The sequence below is a fragment of the Flavobacterium sp. WV_118_3 genome (assembly GCF_039778605.1).
In the GTDB taxonomy this organism is placed as follows: Bacteria; Bacteroidota; Bacteroidia; order Flavobacteriales; family Flavobacteriaceae; genus Flavobacterium.
Map to the genome: position 1 here is coordinate 1,919,658 of NZ_CP156060.1, position 22,563 is coordinate 1,942,220.

Sequence of the window (22,563 nt, forward strand, 5' to 3'; positions counted from 1 at the left end):
GCTCCATAACTAATTGCAACTCCTAATCTAATACCCTAAAATCCCAGGGAGTTCCCCCTCCGTCTGTTTGTCCTGCCGTTTGAGTCTCATAGTCGCGGTAGTCATTATGACCATTAAGGCACGTTGCAACGGGTTCTATCCTGCCACCAACAATACCGACTATGTTTAAAATCTCATTTTCTTTGAACGCCTCAAACTTGTCTGTTTTTAAACTTTCTAGTTCCATAAATTTATCTATTAAATTAAACACCTCTCTTAATAGTCTTTACCCTGTGCACCAAGTATCGTAATCGTCCTATTAAGAATTTCATTAGTAGAATTTATGAAAATAAAAAAGAGGAAATAGTATCGTTGAGCCAAAAGGACAGCTTTATGATTTTTATCCTAAAAAAGAATCTGAGTATTTTTCGATTATGAATTTACCTTTAAAACAAAAAGCCTTGAATTGGAAACGTTCAAGGCTTTTTTATACAAAAGGTTTATCCGTTTGCAAGGATCATTTTATGGATCTCAAAATGGACTCGTTCCATAATCCACTCTTTTTCGTCGGATGCTAAATCGTTTAAAAGATCGTTGTTGTTTTCATTAAAATCGACGATTACATCTTCTAAAAACTCGGTTTTGATGTCGGCAACCCGAAGGGGATTCGTCCGATCCAACGTACCGATTTTAGAAATCGCACTTTGCAATCGGTTTTGCGTAATATAGTTCCGCAATTCCGTTACGATAAACGATAAATCTTCTGTCCGCGAGGAAACATTGGGTACAAACGACCATTTTTCGGCCTCGTGGAATTTCTCCTCCTCGTCAAATTCGGGATTCTTTACTTTTACGATCGGTCGCCTATTCTGATCCACTTGGTTATACGGTTTGATCACCACGCCTTCGATTAGATTGTCTTGTAGTTCCGGAAGTTGCAAGGCTTTCGGAATCGTCGAGTTGATCCGGATAGTAAAATTCATGGCTTCGGCAAATTTTCCGATCAGTAAGGGTTTGGCATAAAAGATCCCAAACTGTTCAAAATAGGCCACGGCAGTTTCATAATCCAGATAATATTTCGATCCGGATTCGTTTTCGATGGCAATATCAAAAGCACAAAATGCAATTTCAGGCGTATAATATACTCCGGTCTGAATCGCTTGTAAATCGGCTATAGGATCAACTTCCGGATGCGGATATTTCCCACCAAACAATTCGCCGTACACCATATATTTTTCTCCGGCTATAGCACCACTGAGCTGTTCAAACAGGCGCAATATGTTGTTTTCCAATTTATTTACAACCAATTGAAACCCAAAAAAGTCATCATTCCATTGGAGGTAGTCTTTTCGTTTCGCAAACCGAAGCGTACCGTTTTCATAGCTAAAACTAAAATTCGCACCGTGTACTTTTTCGGTCACAACCCATTTTAATTTTTCCATTTCGGAAAAATCTTTTTCACTTAAACCTAGCTTTTTTGGACTATTGGGCATTTTTTCATAGCCCGAAAATTCACTCATCGTTTTTATTTTTTTGCTAATACGTTGCAAATTAGCAACCTTGCACCACTTTAGCGTTACTATTTACAAATATATCGGAAATATTTGAAAGAAAAATCGGAACATTAAAACTGTACTACTTTATTTTTTTCTTACAACCTATAATTCAATACTTTAAAATTCTGTAAGGTAAAAATTAAGTAAAAACACGTATTGTTTTGTTAGGAGGAAATGAGTTTCTTTCGAATTGCGGGATAGGGTTATATAATTTATTCTTTAAATAAATATGTAGACCATTTTCTAAAGAACAATCTTGTAAGCAATTTTAAAGACCAAGACATGCTAATTGACGAAATACTATCAAAGTTTATAGGGACAGAATCTAAAACTTATTATTCCTTCGAGACCTTTATTTTAAACCTACTAAAATATCATTTAGAGCAACAGCAAAAAGTTCTGGTTATAAATAATGACAACCTTCGCACACTTGGCGATGCAATAGCAGAAGATGGCCTTGATGATATTATAGGCAAAACTATAGTAGAAATTAAACTAAACTTAGACAGAACACCTCCAAAAATTTTTGTAGATCAATTTTTTAGTCGATTTAATAGAACAGAAGTTTCTCCAGATTTTAAAAATATTTTGATAATTAATGGACGTCCTATCTCCCGTGAAACAAAAGAAAGGATTCTTATAGAATTAAACTTCTTATCTCCACAGTTTAGAATAATACTTTGGGGACCTGAAGAACTCAATAAAATTGTTACAAAACATAAAAAAGAAGCAAACAAAATTGCAAATAATCTATTTGCGTTGAGGCTTGAAAATATTGTAAGTGGTGAAGTTCGTAATTGGGAAGATGAAAGAGAGGAAAGAATTGAATTATTAATTGACGTATATAAAAAAAGACAGTTTTCTGCCTTTCTTGGCGCAGGTGTTTCTAGTAGTGCAGGAATGCCAGACTGGAACACTTTACTTAATTCACTTTTTGTCTCATATTTAGCAAAGGAATTCAAACATTCTGAAGCCATAAACGATAATGATATAAAACAAATTGTACACCGATTAAATTATGTTGACGAACCTTCAGCTTTAATGGCTGCAAGATATTTAAGAAAGGGATTGACAAAAGAACAATCGGAAAGCCAAGCATTTATTAATACTATTTCTGATAATTTATATAAGTTACGAGATTCCAAAAAAGATATTAGCTCAAAACTAATTAAGGCTATTACAAATCTTTGTATGCCAACACAAACTGGAGCAAGAGTTAAATCTGTTATCACATACAACTTTGATGACTTACTAGAGAGAGAATTAGAGACAAAAGCAATTCGTCACCATAGTATTTACAAAGAAAATGAACTTTCTGACCCTGATGAATTACCGATTTATCACGTTCATGGTTTTTTACCCGAAGACAAATCAAAATATACAGGATTAGAGGAAATCACATTAGTTTTTTCAGAAGAAGGTTACCATCAAATATACTCGGATGCTTACCACTGGTCAAATTTGGTTCAACTCTATAATTTACGTGAGAATAGTTGTTTAATGATTGGACTTTCATTGACAGATCCAAATCTTCGTAGACTTCTTGAGATTTCTGCGCGCAATAGTGAGCGACCAAGACATTTTGCATTTATGAAAAGACTTACTATTGAGGAATTTTGCTATGAAAAAGAGAAGAATGGTACAGAGAAGAAACAAGTAATTAACAACAAAAAAGCTGCTGAACAATTCTTAAATGGACACCATAAGTTGAATGAAGAATTAATGAAGGAACTTGGAGTTTTAATAATATGGTATACTTCTTATGATGATATTCCGACTATATTAACAAAAGTGAATAATGAATAGAAAAGTTGTACATAATATCAATTTACTTCAATGGCAAGTGATACATTTCTATGTTTAACCAAAGAATATTCTACGGAATTTTAGTTTCGTAATTACGACAATCTGAAAACCGCTACATACCATTTCTCATAATCTCATTTATAAAATATATGCAAGTAAAAGATTTGCCTAGCTATCAACAAATAATCGACTCACTTAAAGCAAAAAAACGTAAAAAGCATCTGCTTTTTGGAAATGGATTTAGTATAGCCTACGATCCTAATATTTTTTCATACAATGCTTTAAGTAAGTTTATAGATGAAATTGATAATGACCTTTTGAAAAAGCTTTTTGAAGTTATAAATACCAAAAACTTTGAATTAGTAATGCAACAACTGGATAATTTTATAGAAATTTCCAAAACTTTTAGTTCTGATAAAAAATTAATTCAGAAAATAATAGAAGCAAACGAAGTTTTAAAAACTAGTTTAATTGAGGCGGTACAAAAGCTTCATCCAGAACACGTTTTTAAAGTACCAGAAGAAAAAAGTAAATGTTGTTATTCATTCCTTAACGAGTATCTTTCTCAAGAAGGTAAAGTTTTTTCAACAAATTATGATTTACTTCCCTATTGGATTTTGATGCGTAATGACTCACAATTTGCAATTGATGGTTTTGGAAGAGAAATTGAAAATCCAGATGAAGTTTTAAAGAATCAAGAACCAATTTTTTCAGAATTAAGATGGGGTAAGTATAAAAAAGAACAGACCATTTTCTATTTACATGGAGCTCTATTAATTTTTGATACAGGTATAGAAATTGAAAAAGAAACTTACGATACTCAACACTATCTTTTAGAGAAAATAAACGAGCGTATGGCTGCAAAATCTTATCCTATTTTTGTCACGGCAGGAAGCTCTCAAGAAAAATTAAGTCACATATCTCATAACAAATATTTATCACATTGTTATGACCAATTAACTCAAATTGAAGGCTCACTTATCACTTTCGGTTTTAATTTTGGAGAATATGATACCCATATAATTGATGCAATAAATAAAGCTGCTCATCAAGGGCAAAAATCCGGAAACAAATTATATAGTGTTTATATTGGTGTTTATTCTCAAGAAAATCTTGACCATATAAAAAAAATTGAGCATAAGTTTAGATGTAAAGTTAACTTATATAATGCAGCCACAGTTCCTATTTGGGAGGATAAATAAAACGTTATATAACAATAATTTTACTTCATAATTTTCTCCCCTAAAACCCTATCTTAATAGAAATAATCCGTTCGATGACTTTGCAGATGATTTCCCATACAACTCAACATTCAAAAAGACTTGATCACCAAACTTTGGTACTACTAAAAATCATCTCAAAACCTTAAAATCAGAAAAGAAAAATGGTTAAATTTCACATGCCATAACAAACCTAAAAAACATCTATAATCACTCCATAACAGTCCACTATTTCTTCCCGGAAAAACAATTCGTTGACCAAACTACCTTCCCATCCAACCCAGGCCAAATCCCCCCATCCCACTCCCAATTCCGCCCCAACACATTTTACTTCCCGAAAAAGTTTTACCTTTAAAAACAACGCTAATTGCGCAACAGAAACAAACTCCGATTAGGCTGAAACGATACTACAAAAATTGTAAAACCTAATTCTTGTATTAATGAATGTAAAACTAACAGAGACACAAAAAATCAAAATTCTAAATTCCGATGACATCTATGTCATCATGCAACAGGTATTGCTTCGGGAAAATAAAATTGATCTCGATCGGGAGCATTTTTGGGTTATTGGATTAGCCAACAATAATCTGGTGCTTTTTATTGAACTCATTAGCTTGGGAACCGTAAACAAAACACTTGTCCATCCTATGGAAGTGTTCAGTTTTGCGTTGCAAAAACGAGCCGTTAAAATCATTCTTTGCCATAATCATCCGAGTGGCGAACTCAAACCCTCGGATGCCGATAAAGATATTACCGACCGACTCATACAAGTGGGGATAATCGTTCAAACGGAAGTGATCGATCATTTAATCATTTCAGAAAAAAGCTATTTAAGCTTTACTGATATTGGTCTAATGAGCGAACTACGAAACAGTACCAAATACGTTCCAAGATATAAACTGGAAGAAAAGATACAAAAGGAAGCTAAGGAACTCGGAATAACTACCGGCTTAAAAACCGGTCGGAATACAAAAGCAAAAGAAATAGCCACAACATGTCTGGAACAAGGATTCGAAGTTGAATTTATTGCCCGACTAACCGGACTTACTGTAAGAGTGGTCGAAAACCTAAAAAAGAAGATGGAATAAAAGCACTCCGCTATTTTTACGCGGTAGTAATTTGTGTTTGTGCCATCGGATTTATCAGGAAGGCAACGTTAAAAGTACGACTCCCCAATTGGATAATTTTCTAAAAGAAAGCACATGGTACGAAACAGAAGTATAGTCGTAGATTTCGAACGTTATAGTATAACAGCCGTTTCAAAAGGGCGCATTAGTAACGGAAATCAAGTCGCCGAGCCGAACGTAAAGCTTTGGAAGAAGAAAACAGGATTACTGTTTTAAGAAATGCCATTCAAAAAGGAATTGATAGTGGGCGGGTCGAAAATTTTGATCCTAAAAAGCAGCTGGAAAGGTTAAAGTCTGGAAAAAAGAATGATCCAATTTGCCAGGTTACAACTGCCTTAAAAAGCATCCGTAATCACCGCAAAAAATAGCTCATCGTACTTTTCGTTAAAACAATTAGTTGATCAAATCTTGTCTTTTTTTAGCACGAGTTGGAGCAAACGCTCCTATTTTAATCCTCCTTATTCCATCACGCTTTTTTCTCCGCGAAAAATTCTATATTTAACCGAAATAAATAGCTTCACAGATCCGAAAACATTCATTGTATTTCGAATAGCAACATTAAAACTTAGCATTATTTAATAATGAAAAAAAAATACTGGATATTAATAATCTTCATTTTTTTGATTTTCAGTTTTATAAATATAGCTTACGGTTTCCTTTTATTAGGTCTAATCGTATTCTTTTTTAGTGTCGAAGCATACGCTTTTAACGAAAAAATTCGAAAGATTGGAATCGAACGTTCCGGAAAAATAATAGAATATGAGTCGGATCATGAAGGTTTCAAAACCCCAGTTATTGAATTTGAAACGAAGAATCATGAACTAATAATCGCTAAGCCTTATTTCTATGCTTCAACCGACTTGAGTAGAATACGAACCTATAAAAATGATATAAACAAACCCGTTATCATTTTATACGATCCGGAAAATCCAAAAAAATTCGTTCTAAAAAATGAAGAAGATTTTAACTACTCCACTATTTTTATATTTTTTACTGTAAGTTTTCTCTTTATAGTCTTGGCTATTTGTAGCTTATTTGGCATCATAAAGTTATAGATGATTTACTACTAAATGCCCTAACATAAAACCGACAAAACGAATATCCGCGCTTTTACGACACTTATATCCACAAAAGCAGCGTTTGTCGATTTACCCAAACCAGCATTCCTTTTTATTTTATATTTGGTTCGTTTTGTTAGTATTCCATTATCCGACACTTTTTTATTCATTTTAAGATTTAACTTACATTAATTTAAGTAAATTAGTCCCGATTTCGCGAAATAAACAAACGAAAACCATCGCAACATGAAAATGTATATTATCGTAAAAGACACCATCCCGGACAAGCTGGTTCCGGTCATCACGGCACATGCTTCCTTAGCCTGCTATAAAAAATTTGAGGAAAATGAAAGCATGATCCAATGGATCAATGGTATCTTTAAAAAAGTGGTTTGTCTGGCAAATGAAACGGAATTTGAAGCGCTTAAAAAAGAAACGGATTTTGTATTGCTAACCGAATCGGCGCTGGACGGCAAAGAAGTCTGTTTGGCCTTTTGTCCAAGGGAGGAATATCCGAAAAAGTTTCCGTTTCTAAAAATGTGGACGCCACAAAACAAATAGAATGATGTTTATTACGAAATTAAAAAAAGGGACAACCGCTCACCACTCCCAAAAAACGGGCAGAGCCTAAAAAAACAAACGATATGACTACAATAGAAAATGGTATTCTTGAAAATTCCGAAGAAATCATAAACTGGACCTATCCCGGAGCCGTATTATATTATAAAGATTGCGATTTAACCCCTTCCGTAGCCGAAAAATTTACAAAATACAAACTCATCCGAAATGGTTATTTTCTGGATGTTAGTTGTCGTGGCGGTGGTCTTAAATTTAATACCCGTTTTTTAATCGCCTCCTCAAAAGCAGCAAAATTATATGAAATAAACCCGGATAATGAACGATTTGGGCATTTTTGTATCAATATCAACAGTTATTTTAAAGTACTTGATATTTATAAAATTGGAGATAAAACCCAAATATTTTTGCTACACATACCGGCAAAAGGCTTACACTATTTTGATAATGTCAGCTCGAATTTGGATGAGGATATTATTCAAAAGGCGCGACAAAGTTTTGATACCCGAATACACCAGGAGCCATTAGCCGATTTATTGGAGCCATTTTGGGTGGAAAGAACCAACTTCCCGGTTGGAATGGATGGCTATAACCGATTTTATCCCTTAACCAAAGTAACGCCAATTCCAAATTCAATCGGAGAGCATTTACATAGTTGTCTTATAAAACTAACAAAAGACACCAGTGATATTAATATTCCGGCTCCTTATTACAGCGATCAGAAGAAAGAATCCAAAATAAGTCTTTTTATGAAAAATATATTCGGGAAATAACACAACCATTTTAAAAGCAAACCAATCAAGCCATGGGATTATTCAACAAAATAAAAGCATTAAAAGTGAGAGATATCGCCTTTTTTGCCGATGGAGATTATTTTTATTCCAAAGGTTTAGCGGCATCGATTCAAAAGGAATTAAAAATCGAAAAACACGGCCTTACTCTGGAGGAATTAAACCCTATTCTACACTATCTGGTCGAATTCATTCAGGATGAAAAACCGGATATTAAAAGCGGTAATAAACTAACCTGTTTCTCCTGGCTTATTTTAGCGCATGAAGAAGGTGATTATTTCGAAATTCTGGAAATCGTTCCGGAAAAAGGAGGCTTTGCCAGTGGCCTTAATCACACGCTTCATGTATTGGAGCAACAGCTTTTTGTTTGTGATCAATTAAAAGTGGAGCCTGTTTTCCCTGATTTTGATCATATCGTTACGATCGATCCGTTAATCCGAACCGGAGTACCGGCACATTTGTTTCGTTGGAACAGAGCGGCTCCCGATTCGGGTTGGATGGTGATGACCGATAACTTTGATGAAGAAACTATGGCGTTCGAAGAAATAACGGTTGGACAACTCATGACCTACCGACCGGAAACGGTTAAATTTATGGCACTTCCCCATGGTTTTAAAGTTATTTGGGAGGGTAAAGATGCTAAAATCGCATTCGATAACAATCTGATGGAAGCCTAAACGATAAGATAGATAAACAAAGAAAGCAACAAGGAATATTTGATTTAGAATACTGCGTCTTACTTTATCAAAAAAGTAGCCCGGCCGGAATCACAATTTCCGCCGGGCTAAAGTATAAAATAGCCGCTTTAGATAAAGCCGCGTGCTTTCATTTCGTTAGATAACACCCGGATACAACTCTGTCCGTTAGGCGACGCATCCCAATAGCATTTATGCATGCGGATGGCATACATCGTAATAAAATTGAATAGTGTCATGCTTTTATCGGAGGTCACTTCATAATTGATGTTGATTGGCAAAAGCGAAAACCCATTGATCCCAAATAAAGCTGGGCCCCGGTTGGTGTCTTTTCTAAAATTGGTCGCCAGAGCATCGGCAATAGAATAGACATTCATCCACGTCAACTTTGTTTCCATTTGAGCGCTTCTGTTGTTAAAAAACTTCGGATAATAAGCATTTATAAATTCATAGGGCGTTCCTATCGTTACAAGCAACTCACTCCTGTCTTTGGTATTGGCCGACGGAACATTACCTATCGGAAACAAAAAATCCATCGCGATAATCGTTCCAAAACTATAGCTATGATAGTGTATCTGTGCCTTCGGATCGTTTTCGGCAATATATTCGATCAATAAATCCAGATTTCCCAGCACCAGCTGACTCTGTTCGCCATTTTCGATATATTGATCCACACAAACAAACTCGGTCGCCAATGAGGTTAACAAGGTTTTCGATTCCGGAATAACCAGCAGTATAAAGGTGGTAATCGGAACAAACCATTTCGTTTTTTGAGTAAGACCCGACAAAAAGCCGGTAATTTTTTCAAAATCAAGATGACAGCTTTCAATAAGAGTCTTTATTTCTTTCTGTGCACCATATTGTGTCACAATATCGATACTGGCCGGTATCAGGAAAATGATAGCCAGTGAGATGACCAGTAATACTAAAAAAGCGTAAAACGTAAGATACGGTCGGCTAAAACTACCGCTGCTAAAAATTCGCAAAAAAAGCTGTGGTAGTTTTTTGAGTATTAATCCCAGTAAAATCAGGTTTTTAAGCAGCAGATTTTGCTTTTTAAAGCGTTCCGTTAAGATCTCATGGTATTTAAAATCGTATAATTTATACACCCGTTCGGCATTATCCGGATTGTCTTTTTTGTATTTAAAAATACTGACCACTGTGCTGTCTCTTTCCTCCGTATAAAAAATCTTTTCCGTTTTTAGTTCAAACTCACTTCCGTTATCACTATAGCGGAATTCATTTTTAAGGCGGATGGCATATTTTTCAAACGATTCCTGTTGAAACGATTGCCCTAAACCCGAAATATAAACCCCTACTTTTTCCATTGGGTTGCCGTTTTAAAAGTTTACATAGGATTGCATCACCCACTTTTCGCCCAGGTCAATTTTACACCAGCCGTTTTGTGTTTCAAAAACAAAAACTTCTTCGTCTTTTTCAATCCGGTCCACTTTAGGGAAATTGGTACCGGGACCGGTTCTTACATTTAAAATCGTAGCGTTTACGGTAGCTCTTTTTACAGCAATCGTATAGCGCGCTGCCACCCAGTTGGATTGGGTATTGGATATTTTTAACCAGCCGTCTTTTTCTTCATACACCCGCAAAATAGCACCCAATGCAATCGCAGCACGATCGGTCGCTTTTGGACTTCCGCCATCCGGTTCGGTGCGGACATTAAGACTGTTGGCGGTTACACATACATATTTAGTAATCGCACTACTGTCGGTTTTTATCGGATGATTGCCGAGCTTTGCGCGGACTAAAGGGGCAAAATTAGTGTCAAAATCGGGTACTTTGTTACCGCCAAAAAAGTTGGTTCCCGGGCAGGATTTATTGTTTCCGGTTCCATTATTCCGTACGCCGTTATCCAAACGGAACCAATGGTGGTAAACGATCGAATTGGAGTTAACCGGTAAATTAAACCGCTTGCATAAAGCCGCGGTAATGGCTATAATGGCATCCTTTTGGACATTTGTCATCACATCGGCATTCTGATCAAAATTGCCGAAATTTTCGATGCAAATGGCATACGCATTTTGGTTGAGAATACAGGCCGGTGAGTTTTCCAGACTTCTTCCGGTCACGACCGTTCCGTCCGGAAAAATGGTAAAATGTTGCCCGATATCCTGCCATCCGTTTTGATTCACATGGAAGTTTTTCATGGCCAACTGTCGGTCAAAATGATTGTTTCCCGTAAAATGTACATAACTGGGAACATAGGTATGGTGTTGTTGCACTTTTAAAATCGTCCGTCCTACTCTGAGGTTTGAAATCCATGTTTCAAATTCCGGGACAGTCATTTTGGTAAATCCGTATTTTGTTTCCATGGTGTCGTTATTCAATAAGTTAAAACCATCTAAATTAACAACTTAGCGCTTACTTGTCAATACGAAAAAATACGTAATTTTTAATCGCAGTTACTGTAGCTTTATTAGTATAAATGGTATAATAGTATTCTTTTTGTAATTGTTCGAAATCAAAAATGGGGCATAAACCCCATTCTTTATTCTTTATTCTTTATTCTTTATTCTATTCACTTCCGGCATAAATAATATAATTGATCACATAATAGGGTTGCATGGTGTTATGGTAAGCGTCACCGCCTTCATAATCCGTACCGTACAATCTTCTGTTAAGATCCGACTCTGTTTTAAATGGTATATCGGAGTCATCACTCCCCTTAAAACTCCTACTGTGCAATCCAAAATTACCTCCGTAGATAGAATGTCTGTGTCTTGGCATTTCGTTAACCTTTAATTGGTGTTGGTATTCTCCTCCTGTTTTTCCCAACGCCCAATAGGTTGCATTTCCAAAATTAGGAGACGTTCCATCCGATTGCTGACTGTTAACGGTTCCGGAACCAATCAAGGTTCTTCCAGCAAAATTTGGAGTATAACCTCCTAATAATTCTCGTAACGTTTTATAATGTCCTGGTATTTCACTTCCGTCACATTTCAACCATCCATCCGGTATTAAAGCATCATTAAAAACAAAGGGCAATATCGTTCCCAACGGAACCTGCGTAAAATCATTAATTTTCATAGTATCTTGTTTTGATCATTAATATAGTCTTTCCTCTTTCCTCTTTCCTCTTTCCTCTTTCCTCTTTCCTCTTTCCTCTTTACTCTTTACTCTTTACTCTTTACTCTTTCCTCTTTACTCTTTCCTCTTTACTCTTTACTCTTTCTTCTTTTTATTATTTTACAGCATCGTTTTCGGCGACCACCGGTAGTACTAATTTCTCTATTGCCTTTAGACGATCGTTTGTGGTTTGCTGTTCTTTTTCCAGTTTGCTTACCGTCTGAATCAGGTTTGTGTTTTTGGCTTCCAGCATTTCAATGCGCTTTAACAGGGCCTGAGTCGCGCTTACATTTAGCATGGCTATCGCTTCGTAATCCACCGAATGGAAATCGTGTACTTCTTTTCCGTAAACAAAAACGCTTCCTTCTTTCGTACAATTCACCCGAATCCCCTCTTTGCTGATCGCCTGTATATCGGTGAGCATTGTTTCGCGACTAAAAACCAATTTGATTTTGTCGCCAACAGCAAGGTCTTTTGTGGGTACCGATATCCAGCCGTTTTTAAGGGTACTTAACTGATAAACATTGGGAATAACCTCTGTTAGTTTCGTATTGACAGCAAGCGGATATACTTGTTCCACCTGTTGTGCAATGACTTTTTTATAAACCTGATTGCCTCGTTGTACCGAATCGATCATTTTATAATCCGTTATCTCAATTTTGGAAAGGATGTCAAGATCACGGGCAGTATTACTTACGCCCAATATCTTTTTAATACGCGCATCCGATACCACATTAAATTGTTGTGCCGTGACGCCATCGGTTGCATAAATCGAATTTTTTACCGTTCCCGAGTCCAGAATTTTAGAGGTTCTGTAACCGTACATAAACATGCCGTTCGCATTAGTGCTTTGTTCTCCGGAAACAACCAATTTGGCTTGTATAGGTGTAGACGTGCCAATTCCCACATTGCCATTCGGAAGAATTTTCATGGCTTCCGTTTGCGCCTGCATCGGATTCGATAGGATAACAAGGAGGGTTCCCAATAACCAATAGTTTTTTTTCATGGTAGGTATAATTTAGATATGAGTTGTATTAATTTGCTGTTTTACAATTGAGCTGTGCGCCTTTGGTTACGGTAAATCCCGGTTTAAAAGAAATGCTTCCGCCAGAATTAAGAATCACGTTTACAGATGGTGCTACTGTAATTCCTTCGACCGTAATGCTATTGGTGGCGCGGTAAACCGTATTCGTTTTTAAATTCGCCTGATTGATAACCGCATCGTTTTGGGCAACTTTAGTAGCCGTAACCGCTATCAGATTCGTAGCTGTAGCCGTATATAAGGTTCCATCCGGAGCCAAAACCATATTTTTCTTGGTATACCCGATAGTCGGATTGATAGCCATTGCAAAGGCATTCGGATTGTCACTATCGTTTTGAAAGCCCAGTATCATTTTGGGCGTGCTGTACGGATCGGTAGCATAAATACGCGATGACGCATCGGTGAGTACTATCGAGGCAGTATTCAACGTTGCCGATTTTTCGAAGACCTCAGCTTTATTCAGTTTCTCATTATACTTTGCTAATTTCGATTGGAATACCAAAAACACATTGGATTCGGCATCGATCACCGGTTGCGAAATTCCGGTGTTCTCCGAATTTCCGGAAGTTATAAACTGAGTTCGGGCAATCGCTCCTTTTTCGTCGATATCAAAGACAAAAAGCTGGTTACTGTTGTCGAAGCCATTCAACACAAAAACACGGGTATTGTCCTGAACCACCGGTGCCGGAATATAAAAATTAATATCGTTCTGATAGCCCGCTAAAACCGCATCGGATGTAGCCAGTGTGCTTCCGTCCAAATTATCCAATACCACCAGTCGGCTCTTTTTCTGTTGGGTATCGACCACAATAAAGAAGGATTTGCTCTCGTCCGGACTTAGCGAAACCGGGCCACAAAGTTCATTGGCTTTCGGTGTATATTTCCAACGTATTTTTAATTGCGGATACGCCGACAGTGCAACAATTCCTATATCGGAGGGCAGGTAAAGCGTTCCGTCATATCCGATAGTCGCATTATTGTTGATCGTTGTCAGTTGTTGATTGGTGATCTCCGATAGTTTTTTTTCCAGTAGCTTATTTCCGCTATTGTTTAAATCCAAGATGCTCAGTTTTCCGGATTTGGAAATATAATACATACGGCCCTGCTCATCGATTAACGGCCATGATTTGGCAACATCGTCTACTCCTTGCTGCCATAAAACATTTCCTTTCGAATCCAATTGTTTTACGTTAAAAACAGTCGGTGTTCCGGTAGTTTCCTGCGTAAATACTAGCGGTAAATTTTTATAGATCGCAAGGGCGCCCGTGGGACCGATTTCCTGCAGGTACCCGCCACCATAGGGAAGTATACGGGTTTGCGCTTCCTGAACATAGGTATTGCTTTTCCAGTTTAGCAGGCTATTGTGCTGCATGTTTCCAAGCGACTGCGCCCAATCTTCCCGAAACGGATACGGATCGATTTCGTAGTTCACCAGCAATTTTGGTTTTTTGGAAAAATTGAAAGATGATTCTGCGGTTTTAGAAGAGAAAAAGCGGGTATCCTGTCCTTTCTCCGGCGATCGTGCCGCGAGGGATAAAATACCGTCCGGCAGAAAATCGGCTACCGGTTTTAACGATCCCGGGAACTTGAGTTTCATCGCTATCGATGTGGTACTCTTCCGAACCTCAGCCCGACCTACAGGACCTTCCGCATTATTGCTTAAAATCGCCCAGCTTAATTTCGGATCGCTTAAACTTGTTTCGTTTCCGGTCCATCCGTTGGTGCCTTTTAAAGCCGTTATCGTCTGAACCGAAAAATCAGACATCTTATCATTGGGCATGTTGTACAATTTCAGATTCAGGGTCATAACCTTGGCATTGGCCGGCAAATTGTTACAGTCAAATTTAAAAAAAGACTTATGGGTTTCGTTTCCTTTGTCATCGGCTGCAACCCGTAAATCGCCATTGCCATCCGCTTGTAATGCCATGTCAATTTGCGGCAATACAACGGTATGCTTGGATTGCGCCAACAGTCCCTGCGGTTTTGTGAGCAGTAATAATACTGCAAGAATATAGCTATACCTTATTTTTTTCATAATCTTTCTTTTAAATTGGTACACTAGGTTAAAATTAAAGTCCGACCTGTGGCTACCGGTACCCAGTAATACAAATCGGAATAGGTTATTCCCAAATCTCCTTCGTTGGTGAATACCATATACCATAAGCAACCTTTAAAAAAGGCTGTGACGATCTTGGAATCTTTTGTAGTTGCAAAGCTTTCTACACCGGCTGACGTATCCATCTGATTGCTACCATATTTACCGTTATTTAACGTTACTCTGTAAAAATATTTCTTCTTGTTTTCCTGTTCCTGATAGCCGCCCAGTAAAAAAATTCCGGTGCTATCTACTGTATCTTTACCTAAAAAGGCCAAACCGGACGATAAATACGAATTGTTATTGATGGTTAGTGGGGTAATTAAAGTCCAGTTATTTTTATCCCATTTCCAGATATCAGATGTCTCGGTTCCTCCTATTTCCGAAAAACCACCGCCAATCCATAACACCGTTTTGTTTCCGGTCGCATCCAACTCGGTCGCAATTCCATTTAAACATCTTACTTTCCACGGCATTTTTACAGGATTGGTTTGGTTGGGATTTACGCTTCCGTTTAAACCAATATTATCCCATACTTTACCATCGCCCGATACCCAAATATCGTTTAAAGCCCCGCCCCATTCATTTACACCACCCATCATCCAGATTTTATCCTGATCGCCATGCGGAAAAATAGCGCACGAATGTCCCATACGGGAATCCCATGGTAAATTATCGATAACGGTTACTCTGGATTCGCTTTCGGCATCCAGAGTAACAATAGCAACCGCATTAGCGGATTCCATCGGTTTAACATAGCTACCTCCTATAAAAAACAGGCGTCCGTGTAACTCTCCCGCACTTTTCATATGCAATAACGGTGCGGTTGCAAAAGGTTTTAGCTTGTTTTTTTCGGTATCAGAAAGTGTTATGCGATGCCAATTATCCGAAAAGCCTTCGTTGGTATTGGTATATCCGATATGATCAATCTGAGTTTTATTATTTTCCGTTTTTAGCATTAAGCTATATAGATAAGCGGCATCTTGTCCGGTGCAAAAATTACCAATCTTATAAGCCGCATACATTCCGGTTGGGTTCGCATTCGAATATAATTTCGATTCTCCTAAAGCACGGACCAATATTGTTTTGGTTACCGAAACAGTACCCATTTGTACTTCTAAAGTATACGAATGGTCTCCATTCGCGATATTGGCTATCGTATAGCTTCCTGTTTCGTCTGTGCCACTTTTGAGTTCTGCCAGTCCTTCTCTTACAATATACCGGGATCCTTTTATCTGCCACGATACCGTAACCGGTGCGTTGCGTTGTACCACGGTTTGATCCGCATCAAACGCAATGATCTCTGGTTTGGCTTCTTCGGCGATTACCGTAAAAGGAAGGGATACCAATGGTTTCGGATCGGTTGGATCGTTTTTATCTTTAAAGTTTAGTTGTAAGGTAGTCGATGGTGTTGTAACCGTACATTTTGCCGCTCTGATTTTTACGATCAGATAGGTATAAACATCATCATAGTCTCTCGGAAAATTATATATTCGTTTTCCCGGGTTGTTGTTATCGTATGAAAATTCACAGATTTTTACCGGAAAAGTCGTTGTTTTGTTTGCGTCGTCCGTTTTGGCCCAGAGCTCACAGCTTAGTTTTTTTAAATCGGCTGCCGCGACCAGAGTATCTAAATTTTCAATCGTAAAAACACCCATCAGTAAGATGGCCTTTTTTTCGTCCTGAGCGATCATTATATCCAACGCCAGTGCTTCTCCATTCGTGACCGAGTTGCTGCTACCGGTAGTTACATATCCCATATTCTTATCGTTTAATTGTTCGTTTTTAAATTGCTTAGGCGTAGCCATCCTTCGTACACCTGTTGTTTGGTAAATCCGGAAATCTGTTTATTTTTTCCTTCGGCCAAAGCGGCATCGTTTTGCCAGGTGCTAACATCCGACTTATGGGTCCATTTCCAATTGGCATTAATTCCCGCTGGTATCGGAATATCAGGGGCCACTTTTTCGGCTATAAAAGGCGCTACCCGAAACCCAATATCCAGTTGCGATAACAAACGCCCCGAATTATGGTTGAATAACTCCACATACTTTGTGGGCAGAATCCCGGTTGCGAAATGTACTCCGGCCGAAGGTAGCATCAATAGGGTGGCTTTAACCGGCTCCTGATTCAGGTTTAGTTTTAATACCGTCTGCTTCGCAAAAAAGGAATCCGAATCACTAAACGAAAACTCCGGTGCATTGGCGATTGTATGAAATACATCCGTATCGGTATCGGTAAAATAGCCGATTACGCCATTTTTATCCATATCATTATCGCCAATCGTAAGCGGAAATTTAACCGTTTCGATATGTCCCGTATCCCTTTTACCGGATTGACTCCATCGTTGATCATAATACGGAAGTCCCAACGTTTCCAAGCCTACCGAACAACGCACTAAAGCTAAGGGTTGCCCATATAGCAAGGCCGAGGTTGTATTTTGTAAAGCCGCATTCCCCGTGGCCTTTACACTCACTTTATACGCCAGGTCCATAATCCCCGTAGCCCTGCTTCCGCTATTGAGTGTTTTGAGTAGCTTTTCCAACTGCGGATGTATCGTTTCCGGAATTGAATTGCCGCCCGGAAAGGGTTGTTTGATAAGCTTTAATCCTTTATTTTGGGTAAGATCCGAGGTTATTTGCAATAGGCATATTTCATTTCCGTCTCCGTCATATACTAAGATATTATTGTCCAGATAATTGGGTACCAGCCATCCTAAAACGGGGTTGTCCATTTTTCCCGTATCCTGATACAGAATAGTGTCGCTTGCATTTAACCAATGAAATTGCAAACGGGAAGGCTGAATGATTCGTGGCGGCAACGGAATGCTCCTACCCGACTGATCATCGCCTTGCAACGTAACCGCACAGGCAATATCAGGATTAGCATTATCGTTTTCGACGATTACTTTTTTAACCTGACCAAACGCATCGACAATCGAAAGGTTTTTGATGATAATAGCCCCCGAACGCAACGGATTAAAAGCCGTAGCATCCGCGCCCTTGCTATTTCCGGGATCACATCCCAGTTTATAGCCATCTTCCCCGATTACGTTGAGTTCGTTCCGGTCGATCTGATATTCCGTTTCAAAATTATAATCAGGGTCACTGTTATAGTGAAAAGGAGGCAATTGAATATCGGTGCGCTGCATCAGTAAATTTTTATGCAAACCACTTAAAGCCTGTGCAATCAGGTTCAGTTGCCCGTATTTATTGACGATTGCCTCCGGAACCGTTTTTTTCAGGTTGGCAAATACCGAATTTGAAAACGGACTTATACCGCTAATGCCAATAGGTTCTCCCTGTTCTTTTGTTGTTTGCTTTTTAAAATACAGCCCTTCTTCCAGTTTCCATTTTGCCGTATCTTCCATAAGATCCAGATTATTGATATCCGGATTATTGGATCTATATTCAATATCCCAGACCATAAACAGCGGTGTCCAAGCCTGTTCCCATTGGGTAATGGCAAAACTTTCGTGCGCTTTTTCGGTTTCCCGGTATTCCGGTTTCGATTGTACTTCGATCACTTTTTGACCAAAAGCTTTGATAACAGCACTGGTTTTGTCTTTTCCATCTCCCAGTTGTGCTTCGATATAGGCTTGCAACGCGATATCCACAGCAAGCGAGTGATCCAATAACAGTGTTTCGGATACCAGTGCTTGTATTGCTGTAAAAGGTAATTTCGGATGTTGCAAGGCATCTACATCCGGAACGCTAATTTTAGTAGCCGGAATAACTACCGGAATGCTGGTGTCGTTATACGGAACATCGAGATAGAGCTTTGTGAGCAACTGCGCTTCCTGTCGACAGTTTATTTCTTTATCCATGGCCTGAAAAGCCGGTTTTTCGGTAGTACCGATGCCCGATCCGCAAAGCAGTAAAACCGGATCATTAGGTTCCCAGAAACGATCTTCAAGGGTTTCTTTTAGTTCAAATTCCGGATTTTCTCCTGCTAACTCCGGATATTGTCGTAAGTTAACCGTTGCCTGTTGGATTTCCCGATCCAATACATCGGCTTCTACTTTTTTACTCACCAACTCATCCAGCAGGTTGGTTCTGGAGCTTATGTAATCAAAGTTTGGAACCGTATAATCATTTACGGTTTTATAGGCTTGTTTGTACCACAGAAAGTAATATTCCTGTTGTAGTCGTAGGATTTCCTGTTTGATTTGATTACAGCTGATCTGCGTTGCATTTAAGGCGTTCAGTTCCTTTAGAATCGCGCTGTTTTCCGGGAAATGCGGTCGATCGTCCTGTTTGTCTTCGAGGGCTTTATCGGTTGCCTCTACCCGGGTGATTTCCCAGATCGAACCTCTGTTTTTAGGCGTAAAGCCTCTTTTATGAATTTCAGTCTGAATGGATTTCAGTCCCGGTTCGTTTTTACTATCTTCCAGAAATTGATATTGCAAAGCATTTAACAGGGTTTCCACTCCCGGTTTTTCAACCGCACTGCTTTTGATAATCTGGGCGCTTAACGATTCAATGGCGGTATTGCCCACATATACTTGTACGCCTCCGTCCGGAACGCCACTTTTTAATTCGCTGTTCCATTGGATACTGTGGATGGCGGCATGTAGTAAACTGGATTCCGGATAGGTTTCGGAATCGCATTTCCATTGTTGTTTAAACCAATCCTGTGTTCTTTTCTGGCGAATCTGTTCGTTTGTTGCCGTTGCTTCGTTAAAATCGAAAGGGGTCAACGGATCCATAATGGGATCTGTATACCAACCGGTAACGACGTAGGTAACCGTACAATCGGAAGTGATGTCGGCCATATCATCGTGGAAACCAAATACATTTTTGCTGCTTTGGTATAACGACGCAAAATACGGGTTTACAGCACCCACTCCGGTTAAAACAGGCGGTGTGGTAGTCTCTTCATAGGCCACCGACCATTCGACTGCTTTTCCGAGGTTGTTAAAATCCAGTTTATCGTCGTGTAGCGTTACCCAATTGGGTGCGGGTTTATTATTTTTGATAGTATTCTTTTCGTCGCTTTTAACGATCCACATCCGGGATTCCATGTTTTGGATTCCTTTGTCCGTTCGGATTCGGATCACCATCCACCGGTTGGGCACATACGGAAATTGCACGTCTTCCCCTTCGTTTATAAAAGCGTGTTTTAAAGCTTTGGGTAAGGTCCAGTGCAGGTGGATTCCTTTTTGGAGTGCTACTGTTTTGTCGGTATCGGGTTGTAAGACATTCCCCAGAATACTTTGGTTGTATTGTTGTAATTGCGGACCCAAATCCATACAATCGTTTTTATCGCTCCCCAGGGCCAGAGCTTCCATATACAGGGGTACAAAAAGTCTGGAAGTATTACGCATAGCTATCGGTATTTAGGATGTTAATCGCAATGTTCTTTTTTACCGGACTGTCGACCATCTGGTAGGCAAATTCGGCAGATGTAAAGTGGATTCCTTTGCTTTCGTCTGTGATTTCCATCCAGTTTTTAGCCGTTAATTTTTCCTGCATCACACCGGCTAATCCAGCGATATCGATAATCCTGTTTTGAATTAGTCCATCGTTTAATTCGGCATTCACATCGGCGGTTCCATCGGCTATTTCCTGATTGGTACCGTCTTCGTTTTTTAGGTTTTTGATATATTCCTTATTGTTTTTGATTCCAAAATGCAAGCCTTCGTATGGTTGTTTGATCGAAATACTGGCAATGTTACCGTCGAAAATTCCCAGGAAAATATCCGAATCAATACGCTCAAAACGCAAAGCAGGAAGCAACTGATTATCGGCATCAAAAGCCGTGATTTCGAGTCCGCGCCAACCCGATACCAGATCCGACCGAAGCAGGAATCCGGTCGTATTGAGTCGTCTTCCTTTTTTTTCGATGGTTCCTCCACTGATTTCCATCGACTGCGTCTGATAGCCGTCTATAAAATTACCGCTCACCGCCTGCTCCAGTAAAGCTTCATTTTTATTGGTTCTGCCAATACTAAGCGCACCGTCCAATAAGGCTTCTATCCAATTCGGATCGACATAAAACAGTGATAAGGTACCGGTGTAGTTTTTATTATTTTTAAGGTGTTCCTTCTCCAGTAACCCTTCATGCGGAACAATATAGGAAAACGGAATTCCGTTTAATTTGTACAAATTCCCTAAAAAGTGTTTCACTTCGTTCGGGACGGTTGTTGGCAAATCGGTTGTTTTTTGTTCCGGAACGACTGTAGTAACCGCGTGCAAATCGCCCAGATAACGGATTACCTTATCTTTTATGTTGATCGCACTGTCGTCCTCCAAAATGGCACTCAGCCTATTGTTTTTTGACTTTTCGGCTTCCAGTTGATTTTGCGCCAGACGCCAGTTTAAAATGGCCTTCGAAAACTCCTGATTCTGCAAAGCCAGTATACGTCCCAATTGCCATGCTGCGGCAAAGGAAATATCGAAAAATCCGGTGGTTTTATCATAGCGCAATGCTGCATCGGCCGAACTAAAGGAAATACCCTTTGAAGTTGTCGGAAATAATTTCGGTACCAATGGGCCATGATACCAGCTGATGGTATTCGCTCCGGTTCGCGTGAGATGTTCCAACGGGACATACCCCGAATCAAAATAGGTGGTCAGTTCCGGTGCTTCCGTGCCCCGTTGAATTTTGATACTTTTTAGTTCGAGTCCGTCGACTAATTGCGAAAAACTGGCTTTTCCCGAATCGATAAAATTCCAACTCGCCAGTACCACCAGTCGGACTTTATGATCGTCCGGGATGTTTTTTTTAGGATCCGCGTCTTTTAAATAGTCGGTATAGCCTTCTAGCGATACCAGAATAGCGGTATGTTGCTTTCCTTTGGCTGGCAGGCGGTTTCCGACGATCACGGCAAAAACACCCGCTCCATCGGCATTGATATCGGTAATTCCGTCTTTGTCTTTATTATCGATGCTTACCTCTTTGGCGTGTGCCAACAAGGAAAGACTTTTTTGAGACGGAATGTAATTTTCAAATTGTTCTTTAGTCAGGTCAATCGTAAAACAACCATCCGTCTTTTGCTCCCATTCCATCAGTTTTAAAGTCGCTTTATCGGCTGACTTCGCTTCAAAAATTTCCGGTCGGATAATCCCATCGGAACGATTCGGTTGGATCACTCCGGCAATGGTATTTTTAGTGATTGGCAAATCTTTCATCTCCTCCTCGTCAAAAAGCAGTAAGGCCATCCAGGGAACCGGTGGTGAATCCTGTGGGTTACGCAGGTTTTCCGGGGTTGTGTCGCGTTGGAAAACCGGAAGTTTTCCGTCTAACGTACGCTCCCACGGCAAGGTGCGTCGGGTAAATACCAAATGAGGCAAGGATTCCGAATAGTTTCCCGACTGGTTAGCGGGAGGATAAACCGAATAAATATCATTCGGATTTAGCGTAAACCGGGCCGCATCCACTCCAAAATCGAAGGTTTTATTCAAATCCTGAAGGTTTGCCTTGTCTTTTACCACCTGCTGACTGACGACCGTTGTATATTTTCCGGCAACCATCGCAGGTAAAAAGCATTGTACTATTTTCGTATTCTCACTCATTTTTTGTTACGTTTTACCCCTGT

Annotated in this window: 19 protein-coding genes; 9 read left to right on the plus strand and 10 right to left on the minus strand. The window is 39.2% G+C overall.

What is annotated here, in order from left to right:
* Positions 1–22 precede the first annotated feature (22 nt).
* Positions 23–226, minus strand: coding sequence for a hypothetical protein (locus ABFU83_RS08970; RefSeq protein WP_347070177.1), 204 nt, complete (start codon positions 224–226; stop codon positions 23–25).
* A gap of 253 nt (positions 227–479) precedes the next feature.
* A complete protein-coding gene (locus ABFU83_RS08975) occupies positions 480–1,499 on the minus strand; it encodes an RNA ligase family protein (RefSeq protein WP_347070178.1) in 1,020 nt (339 codons plus the stop codon).
* Positions 1,500–1,817: 318 nt separating this feature from the next.
* Here ABFU83_RS08975 and ABFU83_RS08980 point away from each other — a divergent pair, with 318 nt between their 5' ends.
* The 9 genes from ABFU83_RS08980 (at position 1,818) to ABFU83_RS09020 (ending at position 8,790) form a co-directional block, all read left to right on the plus strand.
* The gene (locus ABFU83_RS08980; protein WP_347070179.1) at positions 1,818–3,341 is read left to right on the plus strand and encodes an SIR2 family protein; all 1,524 of its coding nucleotides are present in this window, start codon (positions 1,818–1,820) and stop codon (positions 3,339–3,341) included.
* 149 nt (positions 3,342–3,490) lie between these two features.
* Complete coding sequence (locus ABFU83_RS08985; protein WP_347070180.1) at positions 3,491–4,543, plus strand: DUF4917 family protein; 1,053 nt, start codon at positions 3,491–3,493, stop codon at positions 4,541–4,543.
* 458 nt (positions 4,544–5,001) lie between these two features.
* Complete coding sequence (locus ABFU83_RS08990; protein ID WP_347070181.1) at positions 5,002–5,649, plus strand: JAB domain-containing protein; 648 nt, start codon at positions 5,002–5,004, stop codon at positions 5,647–5,649.
* A 114-nt stretch (positions 5,650–5,763) separates the two neighbouring features.
* The gene (locus ABFU83_RS08995) at positions 5,764–5,904 is read left to right on the plus strand and encodes a hypothetical protein (RefSeq protein WP_347070182.1); all 141 of its coding nucleotides are present in this window, start codon (positions 5,764–5,766) and stop codon (positions 5,902–5,904) included.
* On the plus strand, positions 5,874–6,056 hold the full coding sequence (locus ABFU83_RS09000; RefSeq protein ID WP_347070183.1) for a hypothetical protein: 183 nt from the start codon (positions 5,874–5,876) through the stop codon (positions 6,054–6,056). Before ABFU83_RS08995 ends, ABFU83_RS09000 begins: the two co-directional genes overlap by 31 nt.
* 213 nt (positions 6,057–6,269) lie before the next feature.
* A complete protein-coding gene (locus tag ABFU83_RS09005) occupies positions 6,270–6,743 on the plus strand; it encodes a DUF3592 domain-containing protein (protein WP_347070184.1) in 474 nt (157 codons plus the stop codon).
* Positions 6,744–6,992: 249 nt separating this feature from the next.
* Positions 6,993–7,307: a hypothetical protein gene (locus ABFU83_RS09010; RefSeq protein WP_347070185.1), complete on the plus strand. Its 315-nt coding sequence runs from the start codon at positions 6,993–6,995 to the stop codon at positions 7,305–7,307.
* Between the two features lie 83 nt (positions 7,308–7,390).
* Positions 7,391–8,095, plus strand: a complete 705-nt coding sequence (locus ABFU83_RS09015; protein ID WP_347065343.1) for a hypothetical protein — start codon at positions 7,391–7,393, stop codon at positions 8,093–8,095.
* Positions 8,096–8,127: 32 nt separating this feature from the next.
* Positions 8,128–8,790, plus strand: coding sequence for a hypothetical protein (locus tag ABFU83_RS09020; protein ID WP_347065344.1), 663 nt, complete (start codon positions 8,128–8,130; stop codon positions 8,788–8,790).
* Between the two features lie 128 nt (positions 8,791–8,918).
* On the opposite strand, the gene ABFU83_RS09025 is transcribed toward ABFU83_RS09020, so the two are convergent.
* From ABFU83_RS09025 to ABFU83_RS09060, 8 genes are all read right to left on the minus strand, one after another.
* Entirely contained in the window at positions 8,919–10,136 is a 1,218-nt protein-coding gene (locus ABFU83_RS09025; protein ID WP_347065345.1) for a hypothetical protein, read from the minus strand.
* 12 nt (positions 10,137–10,148) lie between these two features.
* Complete coding sequence (locus tag ABFU83_RS09030) at positions 10,149–11,135, minus strand: SH3 domain-containing protein (RefSeq protein WP_347065346.1); 987 nt, start codon at positions 11,133–11,135, stop codon at positions 10,149–10,151.
* Positions 11,136–11,337: 202 nt separating this feature from the next.
* On the minus strand, positions 11,338–11,850 hold the full coding sequence (locus ABFU83_RS09035; RefSeq protein WP_347065347.1) for a tail fiber protein: 513 nt from the start codon (positions 11,848–11,850) through the stop codon (positions 11,338–11,340).
* A 154-nt stretch (positions 11,851–12,004) separates the two neighbouring features.
* A complete protein-coding gene (locus ABFU83_RS09040; RefSeq protein WP_347065350.1) occupies positions 12,005–12,895 on the minus strand; it encodes a tail fiber domain-containing protein in 891 nt (296 codons plus the stop codon).
* A 28-nt stretch (positions 12,896–12,923) separates the two neighbouring features.
* On the minus strand, positions 12,924–14,966 hold the full coding sequence (locus tag ABFU83_RS09045; protein ID WP_347065351.1) for a hypothetical protein: 2,043 nt from the start codon (positions 14,964–14,966) through the stop codon (positions 12,924–12,926).
* A gap of 23 nt (positions 14,967–14,989) precedes the next feature.
* The gene (locus ABFU83_RS09050) at positions 14,990–16,834 is read right to left on the minus strand and encodes a hypothetical protein (RefSeq protein ID WP_347065353.1); all 1,845 of its coding nucleotides are present in this window, start codon (positions 16,832–16,834) and stop codon (positions 14,990–14,992) included.
* Positions 16,798–20,349 (minus strand): hypothetical protein, encoded by a 3,552-nt coding sequence (locus ABFU83_RS09055; protein ID WP_347065355.1) that lies wholly within the window; start codon positions 20,347–20,349, stop codon positions 16,798–16,800. The genes ABFU83_RS09050 and ABFU83_RS09055 overlap by 37 nt, the downstream gene beginning before the upstream one ends.
* The gene (locus ABFU83_RS09060) at positions 20,342–22,540 is read right to left on the minus strand and encodes a hypothetical protein (protein ID WP_347065356.1); all 2,199 of its coding nucleotides are present in this window, start codon (positions 22,538–22,540) and stop codon (positions 20,342–20,344) included. Before ABFU83_RS09060 ends, ABFU83_RS09055 begins: the two co-directional genes overlap by 8 nt.
* Between the last annotated feature and the right edge of the window lie 23 nt (positions 22,541–22,563).